This window comes from Litoreibacter albidus, from assembly GCF_900107015.1.
Classification (GTDB): Bacteria; Pseudomonadota; Alphaproteobacteria; order Rhodobacterales; family Rhodobacteraceae; genus Litoreibacter; species Litoreibacter albidus.
On sequence record NZ_FNOI01000002.1, the window covers coordinates 261,038 to 279,909 of the forward strand.

16 protein-coding genes are annotated in these 18,872 nt (G+C 61.3%); 11 read left to right on the forward strand and 5 right to left on the reverse strand.

All coding sequences use genetic code 11. The features are described from left to right. Position 1: 1 nt before the first annotated feature. The 3 genes from cobW to cobN are packed head-to-tail and all read left to right on the forward strand — an operon-like array spanning position 2 to position 5,217. The gene (gene cobW, locus BLW66_RS06310; protein WP_089946186.1) at positions 2–1,066 is read left to right on the forward strand and encodes a cobalamin biosynthesis protein CobW; all 1,065 of its coding nucleotides are present in this window, start codon (positions 2–4) and stop codon (positions 1,064–1,066) included. Next, positions 1,063–1,521 (forward strand): GNAT family N-acetyltransferase, encoded by a 459-nt coding sequence (locus BLW66_RS06315; RefSeq protein ID WP_089946187.1) that lies wholly within the window; start codon positions 1,063–1,065, stop codon positions 1,519–1,521. The genes cobW and BLW66_RS06315 overlap by 4 nt, the downstream gene beginning before the upstream one ends. A 27-nt stretch (positions 1,522–1,548) precedes the next feature. Next, positions 1,549–5,217 (forward strand): cobaltochelatase subunit CobN, encoded by a 3,669-nt coding sequence (gene cobN, locus BLW66_RS06320; protein WP_089946190.1) that lies wholly within the window; start codon positions 1,549–1,551, stop codon positions 5,215–5,217. Between the two features lie 2 nt (positions 5,218–5,219). Here cobN and BLW66_RS06325 read toward each other — a convergent pair whose 3' ends face one another. After that, entirely contained in the window at positions 5,220–5,510 is a 291-nt protein-coding gene (locus BLW66_RS06325; RefSeq protein WP_089946192.1) for a hypothetical protein, read from the reverse strand. A 130-nt stretch (positions 5,511–5,640) separates the two neighbouring features. Between BLW66_RS06325 and cobO the strand changes: the two genes are divergently transcribed. Then, positions 5,641–6,261: a cob(I)yrinic acid a,c-diamide adenosyltransferase gene (gene cobO, locus BLW66_RS06330; protein ID WP_089946194.1), complete on the forward strand. Its 621-nt coding sequence runs from the start codon at positions 5,641–5,643 to the stop codon at positions 6,259–6,261. Between the two features lie 274 nt (positions 6,262–6,535). Here the strand turns inward: cobO and BLW66_RS06335 are convergent, their stop codons facing one another. Then, positions 6,536–8,197 carry a thiamine pyrophosphate-binding protein gene (locus BLW66_RS06335; protein WP_089946196.1) on the reverse strand — a complete coding sequence of 554 codons (1,662 nt, stop codon included), beginning with the start codon at positions 8,195–8,197 and terminating at the stop codon, positions 6,536–6,538. Positions 8,198–8,276: 79 nt separating this feature from the next. Then, positions 8,277–9,311, reverse strand: coding sequence for an NAD(P)/FAD-dependent oxidoreductase (locus BLW66_RS06340; protein WP_089946197.1), 1,035 nt, complete (start codon positions 9,309–9,311; stop codon positions 8,277–8,279). A gap of 51 nt (positions 9,312–9,362) precedes the next feature. On the opposite strand from BLW66_RS06340, the gene mnmC2 reads away from it, so the two are divergent. Both mnmC2 and BLW66_RS06350 read left to right on the forward strand, forming a co-directional pair. Then, on the forward strand, positions 9,363–10,013 hold the full coding sequence (mnmC2, locus tag BLW66_RS06345; protein WP_089946199.1) for a tRNA (5-methylaminomethyl-2-thiouridine)(34)-methyltransferase MnmC2: 651 nt from the start codon (positions 9,363–9,365) through the stop codon (positions 10,011–10,013). Further along, entirely contained in the window at positions 10,010–10,879 is an 870-nt protein-coding gene (locus BLW66_RS06350) for a DMT family transporter (protein ID WP_089946202.1), read from the forward strand. Before mnmC2 ends, BLW66_RS06350 begins: the two co-directional genes overlap by 4 nt. On the opposite strand, the gene BLW66_RS06355 is transcribed toward BLW66_RS06350, so the two are convergent. Continuing rightward, on the reverse strand, positions 10,869–12,809 hold the full coding sequence (locus BLW66_RS06355) for a lytic transglycosylase domain-containing protein (protein WP_244508594.1): 1,941 nt from the start codon (positions 12,807–12,809) through the stop codon (positions 10,869–10,871). The genes BLW66_RS06350 and BLW66_RS06355 overlap by 11 nt on opposite strands. Positions 12,810–12,954: 145 nt before the next feature. Here BLW66_RS06355 and dapA point away from each other — a divergent pair, with 145 nt between their 5' ends. From dapA to smpB, 3 genes are read left to right on the forward strand one after another with little or no spacing between them, the layout of a single operon-like run. Further along, on the forward strand, positions 12,955–13,827 hold the full coding sequence (dapA, locus tag BLW66_RS06360) for a 4-hydroxy-tetrahydrodipicolinate synthase (RefSeq protein WP_089946206.1): 873 nt from the start codon (positions 12,955–12,957) through the stop codon (positions 13,825–13,827). Positions 13,828–13,869: 42 nt separating this feature from the next. Then, the gene (locus BLW66_RS06365; protein WP_089946208.1) at positions 13,870–14,784 is read left to right on the forward strand and encodes a glutaminase; all 915 of its coding nucleotides are present in this window, start codon (positions 13,870–13,872) and stop codon (positions 14,782–14,784) included. Positions 14,785–14,840: 56 nt separating this feature from the next. Further along, the gene (gene smpB / locus BLW66_RS06370; protein WP_089946210.1) at positions 14,841–15,326 is read left to right on the forward strand and encodes an SsrA-binding protein SmpB; all 486 of its coding nucleotides are present in this window, start codon (positions 14,841–14,843) and stop codon (positions 15,324–15,326) included. A 25-nt stretch (positions 15,327–15,351) separates the two neighbouring features. On the opposite strand, the gene BLW66_RS06375 is transcribed toward smpB, so the two are convergent. Further along, complete coding sequence (locus BLW66_RS06375; protein ID WP_089946212.1) at positions 15,352–16,641, reverse strand: MFS transporter; 1,290 nt, start codon at positions 16,639–16,641, stop codon at positions 15,352–15,354. Positions 16,642–16,826: 185 nt separating this feature from the next. Here BLW66_RS06375 and sseA point away from each other — a divergent pair, with 185 nt between their 5' ends. Further along, the gene (gene sseA / locus BLW66_RS06380) at positions 16,827–17,675 is read left to right on the forward strand and encodes a 3-mercaptopyruvate sulfurtransferase (protein ID WP_089946213.1); all 849 of its coding nucleotides are present in this window, start codon (positions 16,827–16,829) and stop codon (positions 17,673–17,675) included. Continuing rightward, a complete protein-coding gene (locus tag BLW66_RS06385) occupies positions 17,675–18,859 on the forward strand; it encodes an amino acid aminotransferase (RefSeq protein WP_089946214.1) in 1,185 nt (394 codons plus the stop codon). Before sseA ends, BLW66_RS06385 begins: the two co-directional genes overlap by 1 nt. Positions 18,860–18,872 lie beyond the last annotated feature (13 nt).

The following is an 18,872-nucleotide window of genomic DNA, read 5'->3' on the forward strand; positions in this document are numbered from 1 at the left end:
TATGCAAAAGATACCCGCAACTGTGGTGACCGGCTTCCTTGGGGCCGGAAAAACCACCCTCATCCGGCACATGCTGGAAAACGCCAACGGCAAGCGCATTGCCCTGATCATCAACGAATTTGGGGATCTTGGTGTGGACGGCGACATCCTCAAAGGCTGCGGCGACGAAACCTGCACCGAAGATGACATTATGGAACTGTCCAACGGCTGCATCTGCTGCACCGTCGCCGACGACTTCATCCCCACAATGGCCAAGCTGCTGGACCGTGACGTCAAACCCGATCACATCGTGATCGAAACCTCCGGCCTTGCCCTGCCGCAACCGCTGATCCGCGCCTTCAACTGGCCGGATATTTCCACCAAGGTCACGGTCGACGGTGTTGTGACAGTGGTGGACGGCAAAGCCGTCTCGGAGGGCCGTTTTGCCCATAACGTTGCCGCCGTAGATGCGCAGCGCAAGCAGGACGACAATCTTGACCACGAGACACCACTGTCGGAACTGTTCGAGGACCAGATCGCCTGCGCCGATATGATTGTTGTGAACAAGTCGGACCTTTTAGGCGACGCGGAAACGGACGCGCTTGTCAGCAAGCTGAAGGCCGACAGTCGCGACGGCGTGCAGGTGGTGCGCACCTCGATGGGCAAACTGCCTGTCGACGTATTGCTGGGCCAAGGCATTGGCGCGGAGGCCGATCTGGAAGCCCGCCACGAGGTGCATCACCACCACCACGATCACGATGATGACCATCACGACGACCATCATCACGCGCATGACCACAGCCACGATGACTTCCAGTCCTTTGTTGTGACACTTGGCGAGATCACCGACCAAAAGGCGTTCGCCGCTCAGGTCGCCGACGTGATCCGCGCCCATGACATTTTGCGCCTCAAGGGCTTTGCGGCGATAGAGGGCAAGCCCCTGCGCCTGACGCTTCAGGCTGTTGGGCCGCGCGTTGATACCTATTATGATCGCCCGTTCGGCGCGGACCCACGCGAGACGCGTCTGGTGGTGATCGGTCAGGCCGGACTGGACCAAGCCGCCATCGAAGCGGCGTTGCAGGTATGATCGTCGAGCGCGGTGACCCCCGTGACCCACAGGTCACCGCGCTGCTGCACGCCAGCCATGCGCTGATGGAATCCTTGTTCCCGCCCGAGGACAATCACTACCTGTCCATCGACGCGCTATGTGTGCCGGAGGTCCATTTCTTCGCCGCCCGCGACGGCGATGCCGTTTTGGGATGCGGCGCGTTCAAAGTCATGGGCGATTACGGCGAAGTGAAATCTATGTTCACCGCCGAAGCCGGCCGTGGAAAAGGCGTGGCCTCGGCAGTCCTGAACGCAATCGAAGCACAGGCGCGCGATTTGGGGCTCAAAGACCTCAAGCTGGAAACGGGCGATTTGCTGCACGCGGCGCACAAGCTTTACGCCAAGCACGGCTTCACGATCTGCGGCCCCTTTGGTGACTATACGGAAAACAAGAGCAGCGTCTTCATGGAAAAGCCCCTGTCGGTTGCCCCCTAACACGCCGCTGCCCATTGGAGGCATATAATGCACCTTCTTGCCGCCACCCCCGGAAGCATCGACGACGGGAAAGAACCCGTTGATTTAGGCCAAACGCCCGCCGACGTAGTGTTTATCTCTGCCGCCGATACGGAGCTGGCCGCGCTGTCAGCCGCGCGGGGCGAGTTGTCTTCGCCCCCGACGCTGCGCCTTGCCTCCATGATGCATCTGCTACATCCGATGTCGGTCGATCTGCATATCGAGGCCTGCGCGGTGAAATCCAAACTTGTGATTGCACGCGTGCTGGGCGGGGTTGGCTACTGGAAGTACGGGGCGGAGCAATACGCGGCACATCTGCACGACGCAGGCGTGCCGCTTGTCTTACTGCCGGGGGACGACAAACCCGACGCGGAGCTACGCGGCCTGTCCACGGTATCCGACGCGGACTATGACGCGCTTTGGGCCTATCTGGTGGAAGGCGGGCCTGCCAACACCGAGAACTTCCTGAACTACGCCCAAGCCATGATCACGGATGCGGAGCGCCCTTCCCCCGCAGCACCCCTGCTGCGCGCGGGCGTCTACTGGCCCGGCGCGGGCATCGCCGACCTGAGTGCCGCGCAGGCGGCATGGACGCCAGATGCGCCAATTGTGCCGCTGGTTTTCTACCGTGCGCTCGTGCAAGGCGCGGGGCTGAACCCCGTCAACCGGTTGGTGAAATCGCTGCTGCGCGCAGGGATGAACCCGTTGCCGATCTTTCTGGCGTCCTTGAAAGACCCTATCAGCCTCGCCACTTTGGAGAGGTTGTTTTTGCAGGCCCCGCCGGATGTCATTTTGAATGCGACCTCCTTCGCCACCGGCTCCCCGCATCAGGGCGACGCGGAGGCGTTCAACCCGCTGGCCGCAGACTTCGCCAATCAGGCCCCCATTTTTCAGGTGATCTTCTCAGGCTCCTCCGAGGAGGCGTGGGCCGACGGGTTAACAGGCTTGTCCGGCCGTGACATCGCGATGAATGTAGCCCTGCCCGAAGTTGACGGGCGCATCCTGTCGCGTGCGGTAAGCTTCAAGGGCGAGGCCTATTTCGACGACGCCACCGAATGCGCGATTGCCGCCTACCGCGCGCGCGGCGACCGCATCCAGTTTGTCGCCGATCTGGCCGCCAATTGGGCAAAGCTGCGCCGCGCAAAAACGGCGGAGCGCAAGGTCGCGCTGATCCTTGCCAACTACCCAAATAAAGACGGGCGCTTGGCCAATGGGGTGGGCTTGGACACGCCCGCCGCCACTGCGCATGTTTTGGAGCTTTTGGCTGGTGAAGGCTACACCGTTGAGGGCGCGCCTGAGGACAGTAAAGCCTTGATGGATCGCATCATGGCGGGCCCAACAAACTGGCTGACAGACCGCGCCGACAGAGAGGGCGGCGAAGCCTTGTCGCTGGAGGCTTACCGCGCGGAGTACATGGCACTGCCCTACGCGCTGCGTCAGCAAATGGAGGATCGCTGGGGGAAACCAGAGACCGATCCGTTCTTTGACGGCACCCACTTCAAGTTGTCCATCCACAAGTTTGGCAACGCCGTCGTCGGCCTGCAACCCGCGCGCGGGTATAACATCGATCCGACCGACACCTATCATTCCCCTGATCTGGTGCCGCCGCACAACTACCTCGCCTTTTACTTCTGGCTACGCCATGAGTTTGGCGCACATGCCATCGTTCACATGGGCAAACACGGCAACCTCGAATGGCTGCCCGGAAAAGCCGTGGCTCTCTCGGAAGAATGTTGGCCCGAAGCCGTGCTTGGCCCGATGCCACACGTCTACCCGTTTATCGTCAATGACCCCGGCGAAGGCACCCAAGCCAAGCGCCGTGCGCAAGCGGTGATCATTGACCACCTGACGCCGCCGATGACGCGGGCAGAGACCTACGGGCCGCTGAAAGACTTGGAGGCCTTGGTCGACGAGTACTATGAGGCCGCAGGCGTGGACCCGCGCCGGATCGAATACTTGCGCCGCGAAATCCTGTCCATGACGTCCGCCACGGGGCTCTCGGAAGACGTCGGGTTCTGTGGGGATGAGGACGGCGATCTGGCCAAGCTTGACGCCTATCTGTGCGAGTTGAAAGAGGCGCAAATCCGCGACGGGCTGCACGTATTTGGCGTGTCGCCCGAAGCTGAGCAAGCCCGCGATCTGACCATCGCCTTGACCCGCGTGGCGCGCGGCGACGGCAAGGGCGCTGACGCGTCAATCATCCGTGCTTTGGCCGATGATCTGGAGCTGGGGTTCGATCCCCTGTCCGCTGAATTGGCGGCGCCTTGGACAGGCCCCCGCCCTGACACGCTCACGGGTGGCACATGGCGAAGCACCGGTGACACGGTGGAGCGGCTTGAGGATTTAGCCGTTCGGATGATGGAGGGCGAAACGCCCCCGGGGCTCGCAAGCGCGGCCGTCATGGATCACATCCGCGACCACGTGTCCCCGACTGTCGCGGCCTGTGGACCTATGGAGGGGGCGGGCCTTCTCAGCGCCCTCAAGGGGCACTTCGTCGCCCCGGCGCCCTCCGGCGCCCCGACCCGCGGACGAATGGATGTGCTGCCAACGGGGCGCAACTTTTTCTCCGTCGATAGCCGTGCGGTTCCCACTCCGACCGCTTGGGCATTGGGGTGGAAATCCGCGAACCTGCTAATTGAAAAACACCTGCAAACCCACGGCGACTGGCCACGCGCTTTGCTGCTGAACGCTTGGGGCACGGCCAACATGCGCACCGGCGGCGACGACATCGCGCAGGCCTTGGCGCTGATGGGGTGCAAACCTAAATGGGACGCCGCCAACCGCCGCGTCACCGGCTTTGAAATCCTGCCTATGGGCGTGCTGGGCCGCCCACGTGTGGATGTCACGCTGCGCGTCTCCGGCTTCTTCCGCGACGCGTTCCCACAGCTGATCGCGCTGGTAGACAGCGCCGCGCGCGCGGTGATGGAGCTGGACGAGCCGGACGCCGACAACCCCGCCGCCACACGCTTCCGCGCGGAAGGGCAAAGCCACCGCGTCTTCGGGTCGAAACCCGGTGCCTACGGCGCGGGTCTGCAAGCAATGATCGACGAGCGTCTGTGGGCGGACAAATCCGACCTCGCCGAGGCCTATCTGGAATGGGGCAGCTACGCCTACGGCAAAGGGTCCGAAGGCACCCGTGACCGCGCAGGGTTCGAGGCCCGCTTGGGACAGGTCGAAGGGGTTGTGCAAAACCAGGACAACCGCGAACACGACATTCTGGACAGCGACGATTACTATCAATTCGAAGGTGGAGCCGCCGCGGCAATTGAGACGATCCAAGGCCAAGCCCGCCCGATTTACCACAATGATCACTCCCGCCCGGAACGTCCCGTCATCCGCACGCTGGAGGATGAAATAGGGCGCGTTGTGCGTTCCCGCGTGGTGAACCCGAAGTGGATCGAAGGTGTGAAGCGCCACGGCTACAAGGGCGCCTTCGAGATGGCGGCGTCATTGGACTACCTCTTCGCATTTGCGGCCACGACGGGCGCGGCCAAGTCGCATCACTTCGATCTGGTGCATCAGGCCTATCTGGAAGACGACGACACGCGTGACTTCATCGCTGAACACAACCCCGCCGCGCTGCGCGAAATGGCGGAGCGCCTGAAGGAGGCGATCGAGCGCGGACTATGGTCGCCTAAATCCAACTCCGCCCGGGCACTGATCGACGGGCTACTATGACATTAGCACAACAAGTCACCCTGTATCAGCGCAACATCCCCCCGCACAGAACTGCGTACAACGCGGCAGCCCGTCACCTGCTCAATCGCTGTGGCCCCTGCGGCGAATACCTCGCGCGCTTGCGGGCGGGCCATAACGTTGGTGCGGTACGCCTCGGCGCGGCTCCCTTTATGGTGAACGGTAAAGCTGTATTCCCCAACGCGCGCGACACGCGTCTGCCCGCCCATCACGCTGATGCCCGGCGCAGCACAGGCCGACGCCAAGCCCAACGTGGCGAGAAAGAAAAACCGCATGAAGACCCCATTTAACGATGACAACCGCACCACCTTAACGGCAGACCAGTTAACAAAGCCCTACCACCTTAAAGCTTGCATCACCCGCCATGCTCTTTCAGGTTAAAGCAACAGACATCCGGAGCGCACCATGACCCACGACACCCCAGAAGACCTGTCCCGTCACGCCACAAAAATGGCCAAGAAGAAGGCCGCGCGCGACAAGATCATGGCCACGAAAACCGATAAACGTGGCTTGATCATTGTCCACACTGGCAAGGGAAAGGGCAAAAGCTCCGCCGCGTTCGGAATGATTTTCCGCTGTATCGCGCACGACATGAAATGCGCCGTTGTCCAGTTCATCAAGGGCGGCATGAGTACCGGTGAGCGCGACCTGATCCTTGGCAAGTTTTCCGACACCTGCGAGTTTCACACAATGGGCGAGGGCTTCACATGGGAAACCCAAGATAAATCCCGCGATATAGAGATGGCGCAAGCCGCTTGGTCGAAGGCCAAAGAGCTAATCCGCGACCCGTCCAACCACATGGTGTTGCTCGACGAAATCAACATAGCGCTGCGATACGACTACATCGACATTAACGAGGTCGTGTCGTTCCTCGCCGAGGAAAAGCCCGACATGACACATGTGGTTTTGACCGGCCGTAACGCCAAGGACGAGTTGATCGAGATCGCCGATCTTGTCACAGAAATGGAGCTGGTCAAACACCCGTTCCGCTCCGGCATCAAAGCGCAAATCGGCGTCGAATACTAACCTTGCATTAAGCTTAACACGCCCGCCTTAGATGCACTAATCGCGTGCTTCATCTTGGCAGAAATATTCCCGCCGGAGGCTCCTTCACCGCGACTTGCGCGTGTGTTGATAACTGAGATGCCTCCGGCGGGAATATTTTAACCAAGATGAAACCAATACCCGCTTTATTGGCGGGGCGGTACAGGGTGGAAACCCGATGGCCGTCCAAGGTGAAGCCTCTTCCAGAGTGTCTTCGGTTGCTTCAGGGGGACTGCGTGTGCCCCCTGAAGGACCGTTAGTTTGCGCTCTCGCCAATCGCCCGTGTCTCGGAAAGCGTCATACCGGTCGACAGCACCTCGTCGTCGAGTTGCAGCTCAATCACAGATAACACTCCCGCCGCCTGCGCTTGCTTGAACGCCGCGGCGAAATCTTCGGTGCGGGTCACAGTTTGCCCATACCCGCCATACGCCCGCGCAAGGGCTGCGAAGTCGGGGTTGGCAATCATCGTGCCTGACACGCGACCGGGGTATGTTTTCTCTTGGTGCATGCGAATGGTTCCATACTTGCCGTTGTTCACGACAATCACAATCACCGCCGCGCCATGCTGGATCGCGGTGGACATCTCGTTGCAGGTCATCTGGAAACAGCCATCGCCCGCGAAGCAAATGACCGTGCGCTCTGGGTGCGCGAGCTTCGCCGCGATTGACGCGGGAAAGCCGTAGCCCATGGAGCCGGAGGTGGGAGCAACCTGCGTCTTATAGCTGCGAAAGCGGTAGTAGCGATGCACAAAGGCCGCGTAGTTGCCTGCCCCGTTCGTCAGGATCGCGTCATGCGGCAAATTTTCGGACATCCACCCGATGACTTGCTCCATTTTGACAGGGCCCGGTGTCTCCTTTGGTGTCTGCCACACCTCATAGTCGGCGCGGGCCTGCGCGCGCCAACCGGCCCAGTCGCCCGCCCGCCCGCCAGCGTCCGCCAGCGCCGCAATCAGCGCCTCGCTATCGCATGCCAAAGCGAAATCCGGAGCGTAGACGTGCCCCGGCTCGTCGGGGCTGGGGTGCGCGTGGATTAAGGTCTTCCCCAGATTTGACGGGTTTAGCAACGTGTAGCCATCCGTCAGAATGTCGCCAACCCGCGCGCCAATGACCAGCAGCAGATCCGCGTCTTTCAAGCGCTTTGCCAGCGCAGGGTTCATGCCAACGCCAAGATCCCCCGCATAGTGCGCACTGTCATTGTTAACGTAGTCTTGGCGGCGAAATGGGACAGCAACCGGCAGGTCCATCCCCTCGGCAAAGCGCTGCATGTCGGCGGCAGCTTGCGCAGACCAGCCGGGACCGCCCGCCACAACCAAAGGCCGCTTAGCCTGCCCCAGCATCTGCACGATGCGAGCCACATCAGCGGGCGCAGGCATTGCGCGGGCCGGCTGCGCGGCTGGTCTGTCGGCGACGTCGGTCATTGCCGACAGCATGTCTTCGGGCAGCGCCAGAACCACCGGACCGGGACGTCCGGATTGCGCAATCTGGAACGCGCGGGCGATGTATTCCGGCAGGCGGTCCGTCTGGTCGATCTGGGCCACCCATTTGACCAAGCCGCCAAACATCTGGCGGTAATCAACCTCTTGAAAGGCCTCGCGGTCGCGGTGGGCGCGGGCGATCTGCCCTACGAACAAAATCATTGGCGTGCTGTCTTGCATCGCCACATGCAGCCCCGAGGACGCGTTGGTGGCACCCGGCCCACGGGTGACAAAGGCAACGCCCGGGCGTCCGGTGAGCTTGCCATGGGCCTCCGCCATCATGGCCGCGCCGCCTTCTTGGCGGCATACCACATTCTGAATGTCACTCTCATAAAGCCCGTCCAGCGCTGCTAGAAAGCTTTCCCCCGGCACCGAATACACCCGCGTCACACCTTGGATTTTCAGCTGCTCCGCCAGAATTGCGCCGCCATGTCGTTGTGTCATCGGACCCTCCGTTTCTTCCCGTGAGCAGTCTTTGAGCAGAGCGAGACCATTTGCAACGGCAAAGCCATGGAACGGCGCCTCAGAGCGATTTTTCCGCCTGAAAGTCCGGCGGTATGTGATCGACGCCGTCCAACACCAAATCGGCCATGACCTGAGCAATTTTCGGCGCCATGCCGAAGCCGATCTTGAAGCCGCCGTTGACGACATAGGCACCCTTCTCGAACGGGTGCTGGCCCAGCATCGGGGCGCGGGTCCGTGCGCGCGGGCGTACTCCGGCCCACCGCGCGATGATCTTGGCCTCGCCAAGCAGTGGCACGCCAGCCACCGCCCGCGCGAGGACGTCATCAAGCTGCGCATCGGTAGACGCGGGCGCCTCGAAGTATCGCTCCGACGTGGAGCCGATCGCGACCGTACCGTCCGCATGGGGCACCACGTGTAAACCGTCGAAATACAGCTGCGGCAGACCATCTGCCGCGTAGTCCAGCAGCACCGCCTGCCCTTTGACGCCGTTGCCAACCTCCCGTGTATGCTGTGCGGACATGGACGCGAGCCCCGCGACACCTGTCGCATGGACGACCGCACCCTCCTGCGCGCCGTCGCGCATGATCTCCCCGCCCATCTCCACGATCGCCCCTGCCAAGGCCAAGCAAGCCTGACGCGGGTGCAGGCGTGCGGAGAGCGTGTCGAAGATCACCTGCCCCATGGGGGCCGTCGGACACCACCCGTCGGGCGCGGCTTCCACCCGCCATTCCGCCGCATCGCCCCAAAGCGTGCGCGCGGACCCCGCGCGAAGTTTCGCCAAGGCCAGCGCTGCCTCATCCGCCACGGGTTGAAGGCGCCCGAGGCGCCCGTATCCCGTGGGCAGACCGGAGGCTCGGGCCACGTCGTCCCAAAAGTCTTTTGCCATCAGCAGGCTATCCAGTTGGAACTGTTTCTTGTCAGTCCAACGCTCCGGCGTATGCGGGGCCAGCGCCCCCACAATACCACCCGACGATCCGGCAGCCACGCCGTTCGGATCAATCACCCGTACCCGTGCGCCACGCCGCACGCAGGCCCACGCCACCGACAGGCCAAAGATACCTGCGCCTAGCACCGTTACTTCTGCTCTGGACAAGATTGCCCCCTTTGCTCAGTGTCGCTCGGTGGGAACCTAAGGCAAAGCGACATGAGCGACCAGACAGCACACCTAGAATGGCGCGACGGCGTGATCCCCGTCTCGACGCGGTTTGACGACCCTTACTTCTCCCTTGCGGGCGGTCTGGACGAGACCCGCCACGTATTCCTCGCGGGCAATGACCTGCCCGCCCGCTACCGCGACGGGTTCCACATCGCGGAGCTGGGCTTTGGCACGGGCCTGTCCATGCTTACCGCGCTTGACGCGCATAGGGGCGCGGGCACGTTGCATTTCACCAGCTTTGAGGCCTATCCGATGGGGCGCGCCGATATTGAGACCGCGTTGAAGGCGTTCCCGACCCTCGACCCTGCCCCGCTGTTGGACCATTGGCCAGCCACCAGCATACGCACCGACAGGCTGCACGCCGATATCATCATCGGGGACGCGCGTGACACGTTGGCCGCTTGGGATGGCAAGGCGGACGCGTGGTTTCTGGACGGATTTTCCCCTGCCAAGAACCCTGAACTCTGGTCGCCGGAGTTGATGGCCCAAGTCGGTCGCCACACAGCAACGGGCGGCACTTTTGCCACTTACACCGCCGCCGGTCACGTGCGCCGCAGCCTTGACGACGCGGGCTTTGATGTGTCGCGCGTCAAAGGCTTCGGGCGCAAACGCCACATGAGCGTGGGCCGCCTGAGATGAGCAGCACCGACACCAAGCGTGGCATTCTGTTGATGATCCTCACCATGTTCATCTTCGCCGTCCAAGACGGGCTGTCGCGGTACTTGGCAGGGGAATACAATGTCCTCATGGTTGTGATGATCCGCTACTGGTTCTTCGCGGCGTTCGTGCTGACGGTATCCGCCAAGCGGGCAGGCTCCATTGCGCTGGTCGCCCGTACGCGACAGCCGGTTTTGCAGGCCTTCAGGGGCGTCCTTCTAGCGCTGGAGATTTGCGTGATGGTCGCGGCGTTCACCTTGCTTGGCTTGATCGAAAGCATGGCCGTGTTCATATCCTACCCGCTGATTGTCGCCGCGCTATCTGGCCCCATTTTGGGAGAGAAAGTCGGGCTTTACCGATGGGCCGCGATTGGCGTGGGATTTGTGGGCGTGATGATCATCTTGCAGCCCAGCGGCGGGGTGTTCAGCCCCTATGCGCTGATCGCTGTGACCGCGGCGCTGCTGTTCGCGCTTTACACGTTGCTGACGCGCTACGCCGCGCGCAAGGACACCGCTGAGACCAGCTTTTTCTGGACCGGCATTGCGGGGGCCGTAGCGATATCGCTGGTGGGCATCTGGTTTTGGGAGCCTATGGCGCCGCGCGACTGGCTCTGGATGCTGGGGCTATGCATCACCGGCGCATCTGGGCACTACCTGCTGATCAAGACCTACGAGATCGCAGAAGCCTCCGCCGTGCAGCCCTTCGCCTATCTGCACTTGGTGTTTGTTGCCGTCATCGGACTTCTGGTGTTCAACGAAGACCTGCGCATCAACGTGGTGATCGGCGCGGGCCTGGTGATTGCTGCGGGCATTTTCACCCTATGGCGCGCGCGCCGCGCTACTGCTTGAGCTGGGCGCTCAGCTTGATGTTGTCGACCTTACCGTTGAGCCGCGCCCTATAGGGAGCAAAGCTTTCTGTGACGCGCATGACGTAGTTGCGGGTTTCGCGGAACGGAATTCCTTCGATCCAGTCGATGACATCGACATCTTCGCTGCGCGGGTCGCCAAACAGCTCCGGCCAGCGCTCCGCCCGACTGGGGCCCGCGTTATAGCCGATAGACATCAGCACCGGATTGCCCCTGAAACGCTCTGACAGGCCGTGCAGATACGCCGTACCGAGACGGGCATTGTAGAGCGGATCCTCGGTCAGCCGTGAAAGTGCGAAGTCCTCACCTAATTCACCGGCGACTTCCTGCGCCGTGGCTGGCATCAGCTGCATTAGCCCACGCGCCCCCGCGCCGCTGACCACTACGGGGTCAAACTCGCTTTCGCGCCGCGCAATGGCCAGTGCGAACTCCTCTGGAACCTCCATCGCCACGCCTTGCGGCACCGCAAGCGGGAAGTAGCCGTGGTATATCTCGAACCCTTGGCGCGCTGCCTCCTTAGCCAACATCAGCGCGATATGCGGTTCGTTCCACTCCAAGGCCATATCAATCATCTGGCCGATAGAGGTGCGCGACTGGCTTTCAGCCAGATGCACCAAGAACCGCTCGGCCAAACTGCGCAGGCCTGCTTCGTGCAGCTTTACCGCAGCCTTGAAGACGGTGGATTTAGTAAACGTCGCGTCGCGCCAGTCGGGGAATTTCTCGCCGCCCGTCATCTTCGGGTCACGTGGCACGTTGGCGCGTTCAGCGGCCAGCTGGCCGTAGAACGACGACTGGTAAAGCGCCCCGAACTCATAGGCGGCTTTCGCCACGTCTTCTGCGCCGTCAGCCTCGTAGGCGCGACCCAGCCAATAGCCTGCCCGCCCGAGGGAAATCGGTGTCTCAACCGCCGCTTGGAAGTTGTTGAAATGCGCCAGTGCCTGCTTTGGCGCGTCCAGCTTGCGCAGTGCGATGAACCCCGCGAGCCATTCCAGATCGGCGTAGTCGGACCCCGCCGTCAGAAAATGCTGCGATGCTACGGCGTAGGCCTGCGCGTGCTTTCCGTCGCGCATGAGCTGGCGCGCAAGCGACCGCCTGCGGTTTGCCCATTCGACCGGACGCCCCAAATCCTGCACGGAGAGGGAGCGCTGCAACAGCACCTCTACCGCGTCGTCCACACGACCCTTGCGTGCGCGCCACAAGAAGCGCTCATAGGCGAGGCCCGCATCTTCGGCGAGCGCCGCTGGCACTGCCGTAATCATCGCATCAACACCGTTCCCACGGTTACGCAGGGTCAGTCGGGCGTTCGCAAGTGTCACCCAATCCTCGGACACCAACTCAAACATGCGGCGGGCGGCGGTTTCCTCACCACGCCACAACAGCATGTCCAGACGCACGGTGTGCAAGTCTTTCAGGGCGTCACCATGGCGTTCTAGAAATGTGGAGTGCTCCACCTGCGCCAAGTTGAAAACTTGCCACGCGCGGCGTGCTTCTTGCACAGCCTCGTCGCGCTGGCCTGTGGCCGTCAGCGCCTCGATCAACCGCAAGGAGCCTGTGCCCGTCTGCGGGATGGTGTTGTTGAAGAAGTCCAAAACAGTCTGCGGGTCAGCGCCATCGCGCGGAATCGAATATTCGCAACGCAGTTGCAGCAGCGGCAACCCTGGCCAATCGCTGTTTCGGGTCAGGAAGTCGACGCACTCGGCGAAGCTACCCTGCCGTCCGCGCATCCGCATCCAGTCCAGCACCTCGCGCTGCACCGGATCAGTCAGCGTGGCGCGGGTCGCGTTCACCCTGTCCCAGTCTCGCGCGCCCGCGTTTGCCACGGCCTTGGCAAACGGCGACCTGTCTTGTGCCGCCACGCCGCCCACACAGCCTATCCAGACCGTTAAAACAGCACCCAAAACCCTTGCGAACACAGCCAACCTTTCATCCGACTCACATGCATTACCTAAGTCGGCTGTCGCGCCTTGCAACTCACTTAGATGCTATCAACCCCCTTGCAGCGGCGTTCCGCCAACGGTATCCGGACAAACAGACATCTTAATCAAAGGAGAACGTGTCATGTTCAAAGGCTCAATGCCCGCACTGGTCACGCCGTTCAAAAACGGCGCAGTGGATTTTGACGCGCTCAAACACTTGGTTGAATGGCACATCGAGCAAGGCTCTCACGGGCTGGTTCCGATGGGCACGACAGGCGAAAGCCCAACCGTGAGCCACGACGAGCACGACGCCGTGGTCGAGGCCGTGGTGAAAGCCGCTGCCGGTCGGGTTCCGGTCATTGCAGGCGCGGGCTCCAACAATACCGCCGAAACCGTGCGCCTTGTGCAGCACGCAAAAGAAGTCGGCGCGGACGCGGCGCTTGTGGTCACGCCTTACTACAACAAGCCGACCCAACGCGGATTGATCGCGCATTTCACTGCGGCGGCAGATTGTGGCCTGCCGATCATCATCTACAACATCCCCGCACGGTCCGTCATCGACATGACACCTGCAACGATGGGCACCTTGGCTAAGCACCCGATGATCATCGGCGTTAAAGACTCGACCGCCGACATCGCGCGGGTCTCTCAGCAACGCATCACCTGTGGCACCGACTTCTTGCAGTTCTCTGCCGAGGACGCGACGGCCTTGGGCGCACACGCGCATGGCTCCGTCGGGTGCATTTCGGTCACCGCCAATGTGGCGCCGCGCCTGTGCGCGGAGTTCCAGAACGCGATGGCCGAGGGCGATTACAAAACAGCCCTGACTTATCAGGACCGCCTGATGCCCCTACACAACGCGATCTTCACAGAGCCGGGTCTTGTGGGCGCAAAATATGGCGTGTCGCTGCTTGGCAAATGCGACGAAGCCGTGCGCTCCCCTCTGACCACGCTAGAGGATAGCACCAAGGCCGCCATCAAGGACGCAATGGTCTACGCTGGGCTAATCAACTAGCCTTCTTCGTTTTCTATGATCCCCAATTGCAAAGGATCGAAGATGCTTGAAGACACGCTATCACGGATCGAAAAATATATGCGCAAGGCCCCCGACAAGGGCCTTGTCGCGAACTACATCCCAGAGCTGGCGACCGTAGACCCCAACCAATTCGCCATGTCGGTCTGCCTTGCCAACGGGCAGCAATTCAGTTGCGGCGACGTCACCACCCGCTTTTCCATGCAAAGCATCTCCAAGGCGTTTTCCTTGGCGATGGCGCTTGGCCGCTACGGCGACGGGTTGTGGAGCCGTGTGGGGCGTGAGCCGACCAGCAACGCCTTCAACTCGGTCGTCGATCTGGAGCTGGGCGGCGGCAAGCCGCGCAATCCTTTCGTGAACGCGGGCGCTATTGTTGTGACCGACGCGCTGATCGGAGGACGCACCCCGAAGGAAACACTGGCTGAGATCGTGCAATTCGTGCGCTACGCCGTGGGTGATGCCGACATATATATCAACGAAGACATGGCGCGCTCGGAAAACCTGACCGGAGATCGCAATTGGTCGCTGGCCCATTTCCTGAAATCCACCGACAACCTCTACCACGAGTGCGAGCTAACCCTCGGCACCTATTTCCACCAATGCGCCATAGAGCTGAACTGCCAGCAACTTGCCCGCGCGGGGCGTTTCTTGGCAGGCTTGAACCCCGAGGACGAGATGATCGCGAATCGCCACGTGCGCAGCATCAACGCCTTGATGATGACCTGCGGGCACTACGATGGCTCTGGCGAATTCGCCTACCGCGTCGGCTTCCCGGGCAAAAGCGGCGTCAGCGGCGGCATTCTGGCGATTGTGCCCGGCGTGGCCTCTGTCGCGGTCTGGGCGCCGGGGTTGAACAGCTTTGGCAACTCGCTGCTGGGCACCATCGCGTTGGAGCAGCTGTCTTTGGCGATGAACTGGTCGGTGTTTGACACCGTGTGATCAAATTTGCTCTTGGGATTGACCCCAAGACGCGCCCTCCCTACCTAGAGACCACTATGGCCAAGAAACCCAAAACAGCTGAAGAGCGGAACTACAAAGTCGTGTCGGAGAACCGCCGCGCCCGCTTTGACTATGCAATCGAGGATGACCTCGAGTGCGGCATTCTGCTGGAAGGGTCCGAGGTTAAATCCCTGCGCACCGGCCAAGCCCAGATCGCTGAAAGCTACGCCGCCGTTGAAGAGGGCGAGCTGTGGTTGGTAAACAGCTACTTCCCCCCCTACGAGCAGGCAAAAACGTTCCAGCACGAGGAACGCCGCCGCCGCAAGCTGTTGGTAAAGCAAAAAGAACTGGCCAAGCTTTGGTCCGCCACCCAGCGTGAGGGCATGACGCTGGTGCCGATGGTTTTGTACTTCAACCACAAAGGCCGCGCGAAGATCAAAATCGGTATCGCAAAGGGTAAAAAGCTCCACGATAAACGCGAGACGTCGGCGAAACGCGACTGGCAACGCTCCAAAGCGCGTTTGATGAAGGAAAACCGGTAGAGACGGGCTTCGGGATGAAGGTCAGCTATCTTGGCATCGTCCTTAGCCGCATCGCAAGCACACCGACCAAAATCGCTGCTACGCCCAGAAAACCCGCGCCGAAAATCCATGCAACAGGTGTGGAATAAACCTCGACCATGGCTCCTACCAAAACCAACCCCAACGCCGCCCCCAGCTGTTGTATCAGGGACCGCAGAGACAGCATTGTCGACCTCTGCCGATCTTCCACACATTTATGCAGGATGCTGCTGGCAGGTGTTTCACTTACGCCAAGCAGGATGGAGTACGCAATGAATGCGCCTACAAACCCGCCGATGCTGCCTTGCATCGCCAGTGCCACCTGAACAGCCGCGAGACACGCGAAAACTGCGGCAAGTGTGATCGCGTGGCGCCGCTTGAATATCCGGCTGATGTAGGGGGACAGTGATGCACCAAACGCTATTGAGAAAAAGTAGCAGGCCGTCAGGGCGCCAATCGCAGTATTTGCGTAGCTCTGATCCAACATTGGTTTGGCGTATGTTGGCCAGATCACTTCGACGGGATTGGTTGCCATTATGAAGAACGCTAGGGCCGTTAGAAGCACTAAGAGCGTAGGGTGTTTCAACGCAAGGAGACCGGCCCCTGTGATCACCGACGGGACGTTTGCGAACCCGTGCTTGAGCGCGCTTGGGCTAAGCGGGCGCGGTTTCTCATCGATGGCGAATATGGTGTAAATCAACACGCCAACCATCACAGCAAAGCTTGCGGCATAGGAAGCGTCATAGATGCTTAATCCATACCTTTGACCGGCCGAACCAAATGCGTCGGGCAAGACGCCACCCAAAACGGCCCCGACAGCCAAGCCCATGGAATTGGCCCACTGCGCTTTGGCAAGCGCGGGTTGGACATCCACATTTGGCGCGTTGGCTTTAAACGTCTCAACGAACCACGCATCCAGCGTACCTGACCGTAGTGCGCGCCCAAACCCTATGAACGCAAATGACATAGCCAAAACGTAGAAATCACTGGCAAACAGGAACAGCGCCAGCGACATCAAGCTGGCGACGACCGCCGCCAGAAATACCGGTTTGCGCCCGATGTTATCGGCCAAGCCGCCGAACGGGAGTTCCATCGCCATCGTGGTGATTGAGTAGACCCCGAACAGAAGCGAAATCTGGAAAAGGTCCATGCCGCGATCTGCCAGCGCCAGCGCAACTACGGCCACCGTGAGCCCCATAGCAAACCGATCAAGAAACTGATGTATTTGAAAGACCCGAATGTGCCGTCGCGCGGGCTCCGGCAGTGCGTTGAAAGAGAATTCTACTTCGTTCGCCATATGTGCAGCTTCGGGGTTACCACCTTCGAACACAATCCCCTGGCACTGCTAGGGGAGTCATTTACGCGTCAAAGCCGACTGGCGGCGCGGCGGTTCCCCCCTCCCGACACCAAACATAATAGCCCGCACTTGCCTCTGCCCCATCACAGGTCTACCAAAAGGCAATTCCGCTCGGAGGCTGTGCAATGACTGACGATCCCAAGACGCTTGTATCCACCAAATGGCTGGAGGATCACCTCAATGATCCCGATCTGCGCATCATTGACGCGTCTTGGTATCTGCCCGATATGAACCGTGACGGCCGCGCCGAATACGACCGCGGGCACATCCCCAACGCGCGCTTCTTTGACATTGACGAGATCAGCGACACGCGCTCCGCCCTGCCGCATATGGCGCCGCCGGTGGAAAAATTCATGTCCCGCTCCCGCGCGCTTGGCGTGGGCGACGGCCACCAGATCGTTGTCTATGATGGCGCGGGCCTGTTCTCCGCCGCGCGGGTGTGGTGGCTTTACCGGCTCATGGGCAAAACCGATGTCGCGGTGCTGGACGGCGGCTACCCCAAGTGGATCGCGGAGGGCCGCCCGACCGAAGATCTGCCTCCCGTACACAAGGAACGCCACATCACCATTCATCGCCAAGCACCATTGGTGCGCGACGTAACACAAGTGGCCGCAGCCTCTAAGCTGGGCGACCACACCATACTGGACGCCCGTGGCGCCCCCCGCTTCAAAGGCGAAGAGCCGGAGCCGCGCAAAGGCCTGCGCGCGGGGCACATCCCGAACTCGCAGAATCTGCCGTATAAATCGGTATTGAACGCGGATGGCACGATGAAATCCGTCTCGGAGCTACGCGAAGTGTTCCATGACGCGAAGGTTGATCTGTCGAAGCCGGTTATCACCACCTGCGGGTCCGGCGTCACAGCGGCAATCCTAAGCCTCGCGCTGGAGCGGATCGGCAACCGGAACCACGCGCTGTATGACGGGTCTTGGGCAGAGTGGGGCCAGTTTGAACAGCTCGCCGTGGAGACCGGATAATGTTCGAGGCGCTGACGGCCCAGCCCGCAGACAAAATTCTGTCGCTCATGGCCGCCTACCGCGATGACCCACGAGACGACAAGATCGACCTAGGCGTCGGCGTCTATAAGAACGCGTTAGGCGAAACGCCTGTGATGCGGGCTGTGAAAGCGGCCGAACAGATGTTGTGGGAAACCGAGACCACCAAAAGCTACACGGGCCTTGCGGGCGACGTCGGCTACCACAACGCAATGCGCGAACTGGTGCTTGGCACCGCCGCAGCCCCCGATCAGGTCGCCGCAGCCGCCACGCCTGGTGGCACAGGGGCCATTCGGCAAGCGCTGGAACTTATCAAAATGGCGTCGCCTAGTGCCACGGTCTGGCTGTCTGCGCCAACATGGCCCAACCACCCGTCGATCATCCGCTATCTTGGCATGCCAATGGCTGAATACCGCTATTTTGACGCCACCACGCGCGGCGTCGACTTCGGGGGCATGCTTACCGATCTGGACGCCGCCAAGCCGGGGGATGTGGTGCTGTTGCACGGCTGCTGCCACAATCCTACGGGCGCCAACCTGACCGCAAGCCAGTGGCAGGAGGTGGCGTATCTGTTAAAGGCTAAGCAGTTGATCCCCTTTGTCGACATCGCCTACCAAGGCTTCGGCGACGGCTTGGACGCGGACGCCTTTGGCCCGCGCCACTTGGCAAAAACCCAACCGGAAATGCTAATCGCAGCCAGCTGCTCAAAGAACTTCGGGATATACCGCGAACGCGCAGGCGTTTTGATGGCCGTCTCCCAAGACCCATCAAAGACGGCGCTGACCCAAGGCACCTTGGCGCATCTGAACCGCCAAAACTATTCCTTCCCGCCCGATCATGGGGCGCGGTTGGTGACGCTGGTTCTGGGCGACGACGCGCTGCGCGCGGATTGGTTGGAGGAGCTGGACGGTATCCGCACGGGCATGCTCGCCCTGCGGCAAAACTTGGCCGACGCGCTGCGCAAGCGGACTAATTCGGACCGGTTCGACTTTCTGGCGCAGCACCGTGGCATGTTCTCCCGCTTGGGTGCAACTGAAGCGCAGGTCGCACAGATGCGCGAAAACCACGGGGTTTATATGGTATCCGACAGCCGCATGAACATCGCGGGCCTAAATGCGCAATCCGTGCCAGTTCTGGCGGATGCGATTGTGGCCGCTGGCGTTTAGCGGCAACCCGCCG

Excerpts from the sequence above, each read along its gene's own strand:
- BLW66_RS06315 (WP_089946187.1), top strand. The coding sequence starts at position 1,063 with ATGATCGTCGAGCGCGGTGACCCCCGTGACCCACAGGTCACCGCGCTG.
- sseA (WP_089946213.1), top strand. The coding sequence starts at position 16,827 with ATGACTGACGATCCCAAGACGCTTGTATCCACCAAATGGCTGGAGGAT.
- BLW66_RS06385 (WP_089946214.1), top strand. The coding sequence starts at position 17,675 with ATGTTCGAGGCGCTGACGGCCCAGCCCGCAGACAAAATTCTGTCGCTC.
- BLW66_RS06335 (WP_089946196.1), bottom strand. The coding sequence starts at position 8,197 with ATGACACAACGACATGGCGGCGCAATTCTGGCGGAGCAGCTGAAAATC.
- BLW66_RS06365 (WP_089946208.1), top strand. The coding sequence starts at position 13,870 with ATGCTTGAAGACACGCTATCACGGATCGAAAAATATATGCGCAAGGCC.
- BLW66_RS06325 (WP_089946192.1), bottom strand. The coding sequence starts at position 5,510 with ATGCGGTTTTTCTTTCTCGCCACGTTGGGCTTGGCGTCGGCCTGTGCT.
- BLW66_RS06375 (WP_089946212.1), bottom strand. The coding sequence starts at position 16,641 with ATGGCGAACGAAGTAGAATTCTCTTTCAACGCACTGCCGGAGCCCGCG.
- dapA (WP_089946206.1), top strand. The coding sequence starts at position 12,955 with ATGTTCAAAGGCTCAATGCCCGCACTGGTCACGCCGTTCAAAAACGGC.
- BLW66_RS06350 (WP_089946202.1), top strand. The coding sequence starts at position 10,010 with ATGAGCAGCACCGACACCAAGCGTGGCATTCTGTTGATGATCCTCACC.
- smpB (WP_089946210.1), top strand. The coding sequence starts at position 14,841 with ATGGCCAAGAAACCCAAAACAGCTGAAGAGCGGAACTACAAAGTCGTG.
- cobO (WP_089946194.1), top strand. The coding sequence starts at position 5,641 with ATGACCCACGACACCCCAGAAGACCTGTCCCGTCACGCCACAAAAATG.
- cobW (WP_089946186.1), top strand. The coding sequence starts at position 2 with ATGCAAAAGATACCCGCAACTGTGGTGACCGGCTTCCTTGGGGCCGGA.
- mnmC2 (WP_089946199.1), top strand. The coding sequence starts at position 9,363 with ATGAGCGACCAGACAGCACACCTAGAATGGCGCGACGGCGTGATCCCC.
- cobN (WP_089946190.1), top strand. The coding sequence starts at position 1,549 with ATGCACCTTCTTGCCGCCACCCCCGGAAGCATCGACGACGGGAAAGAA.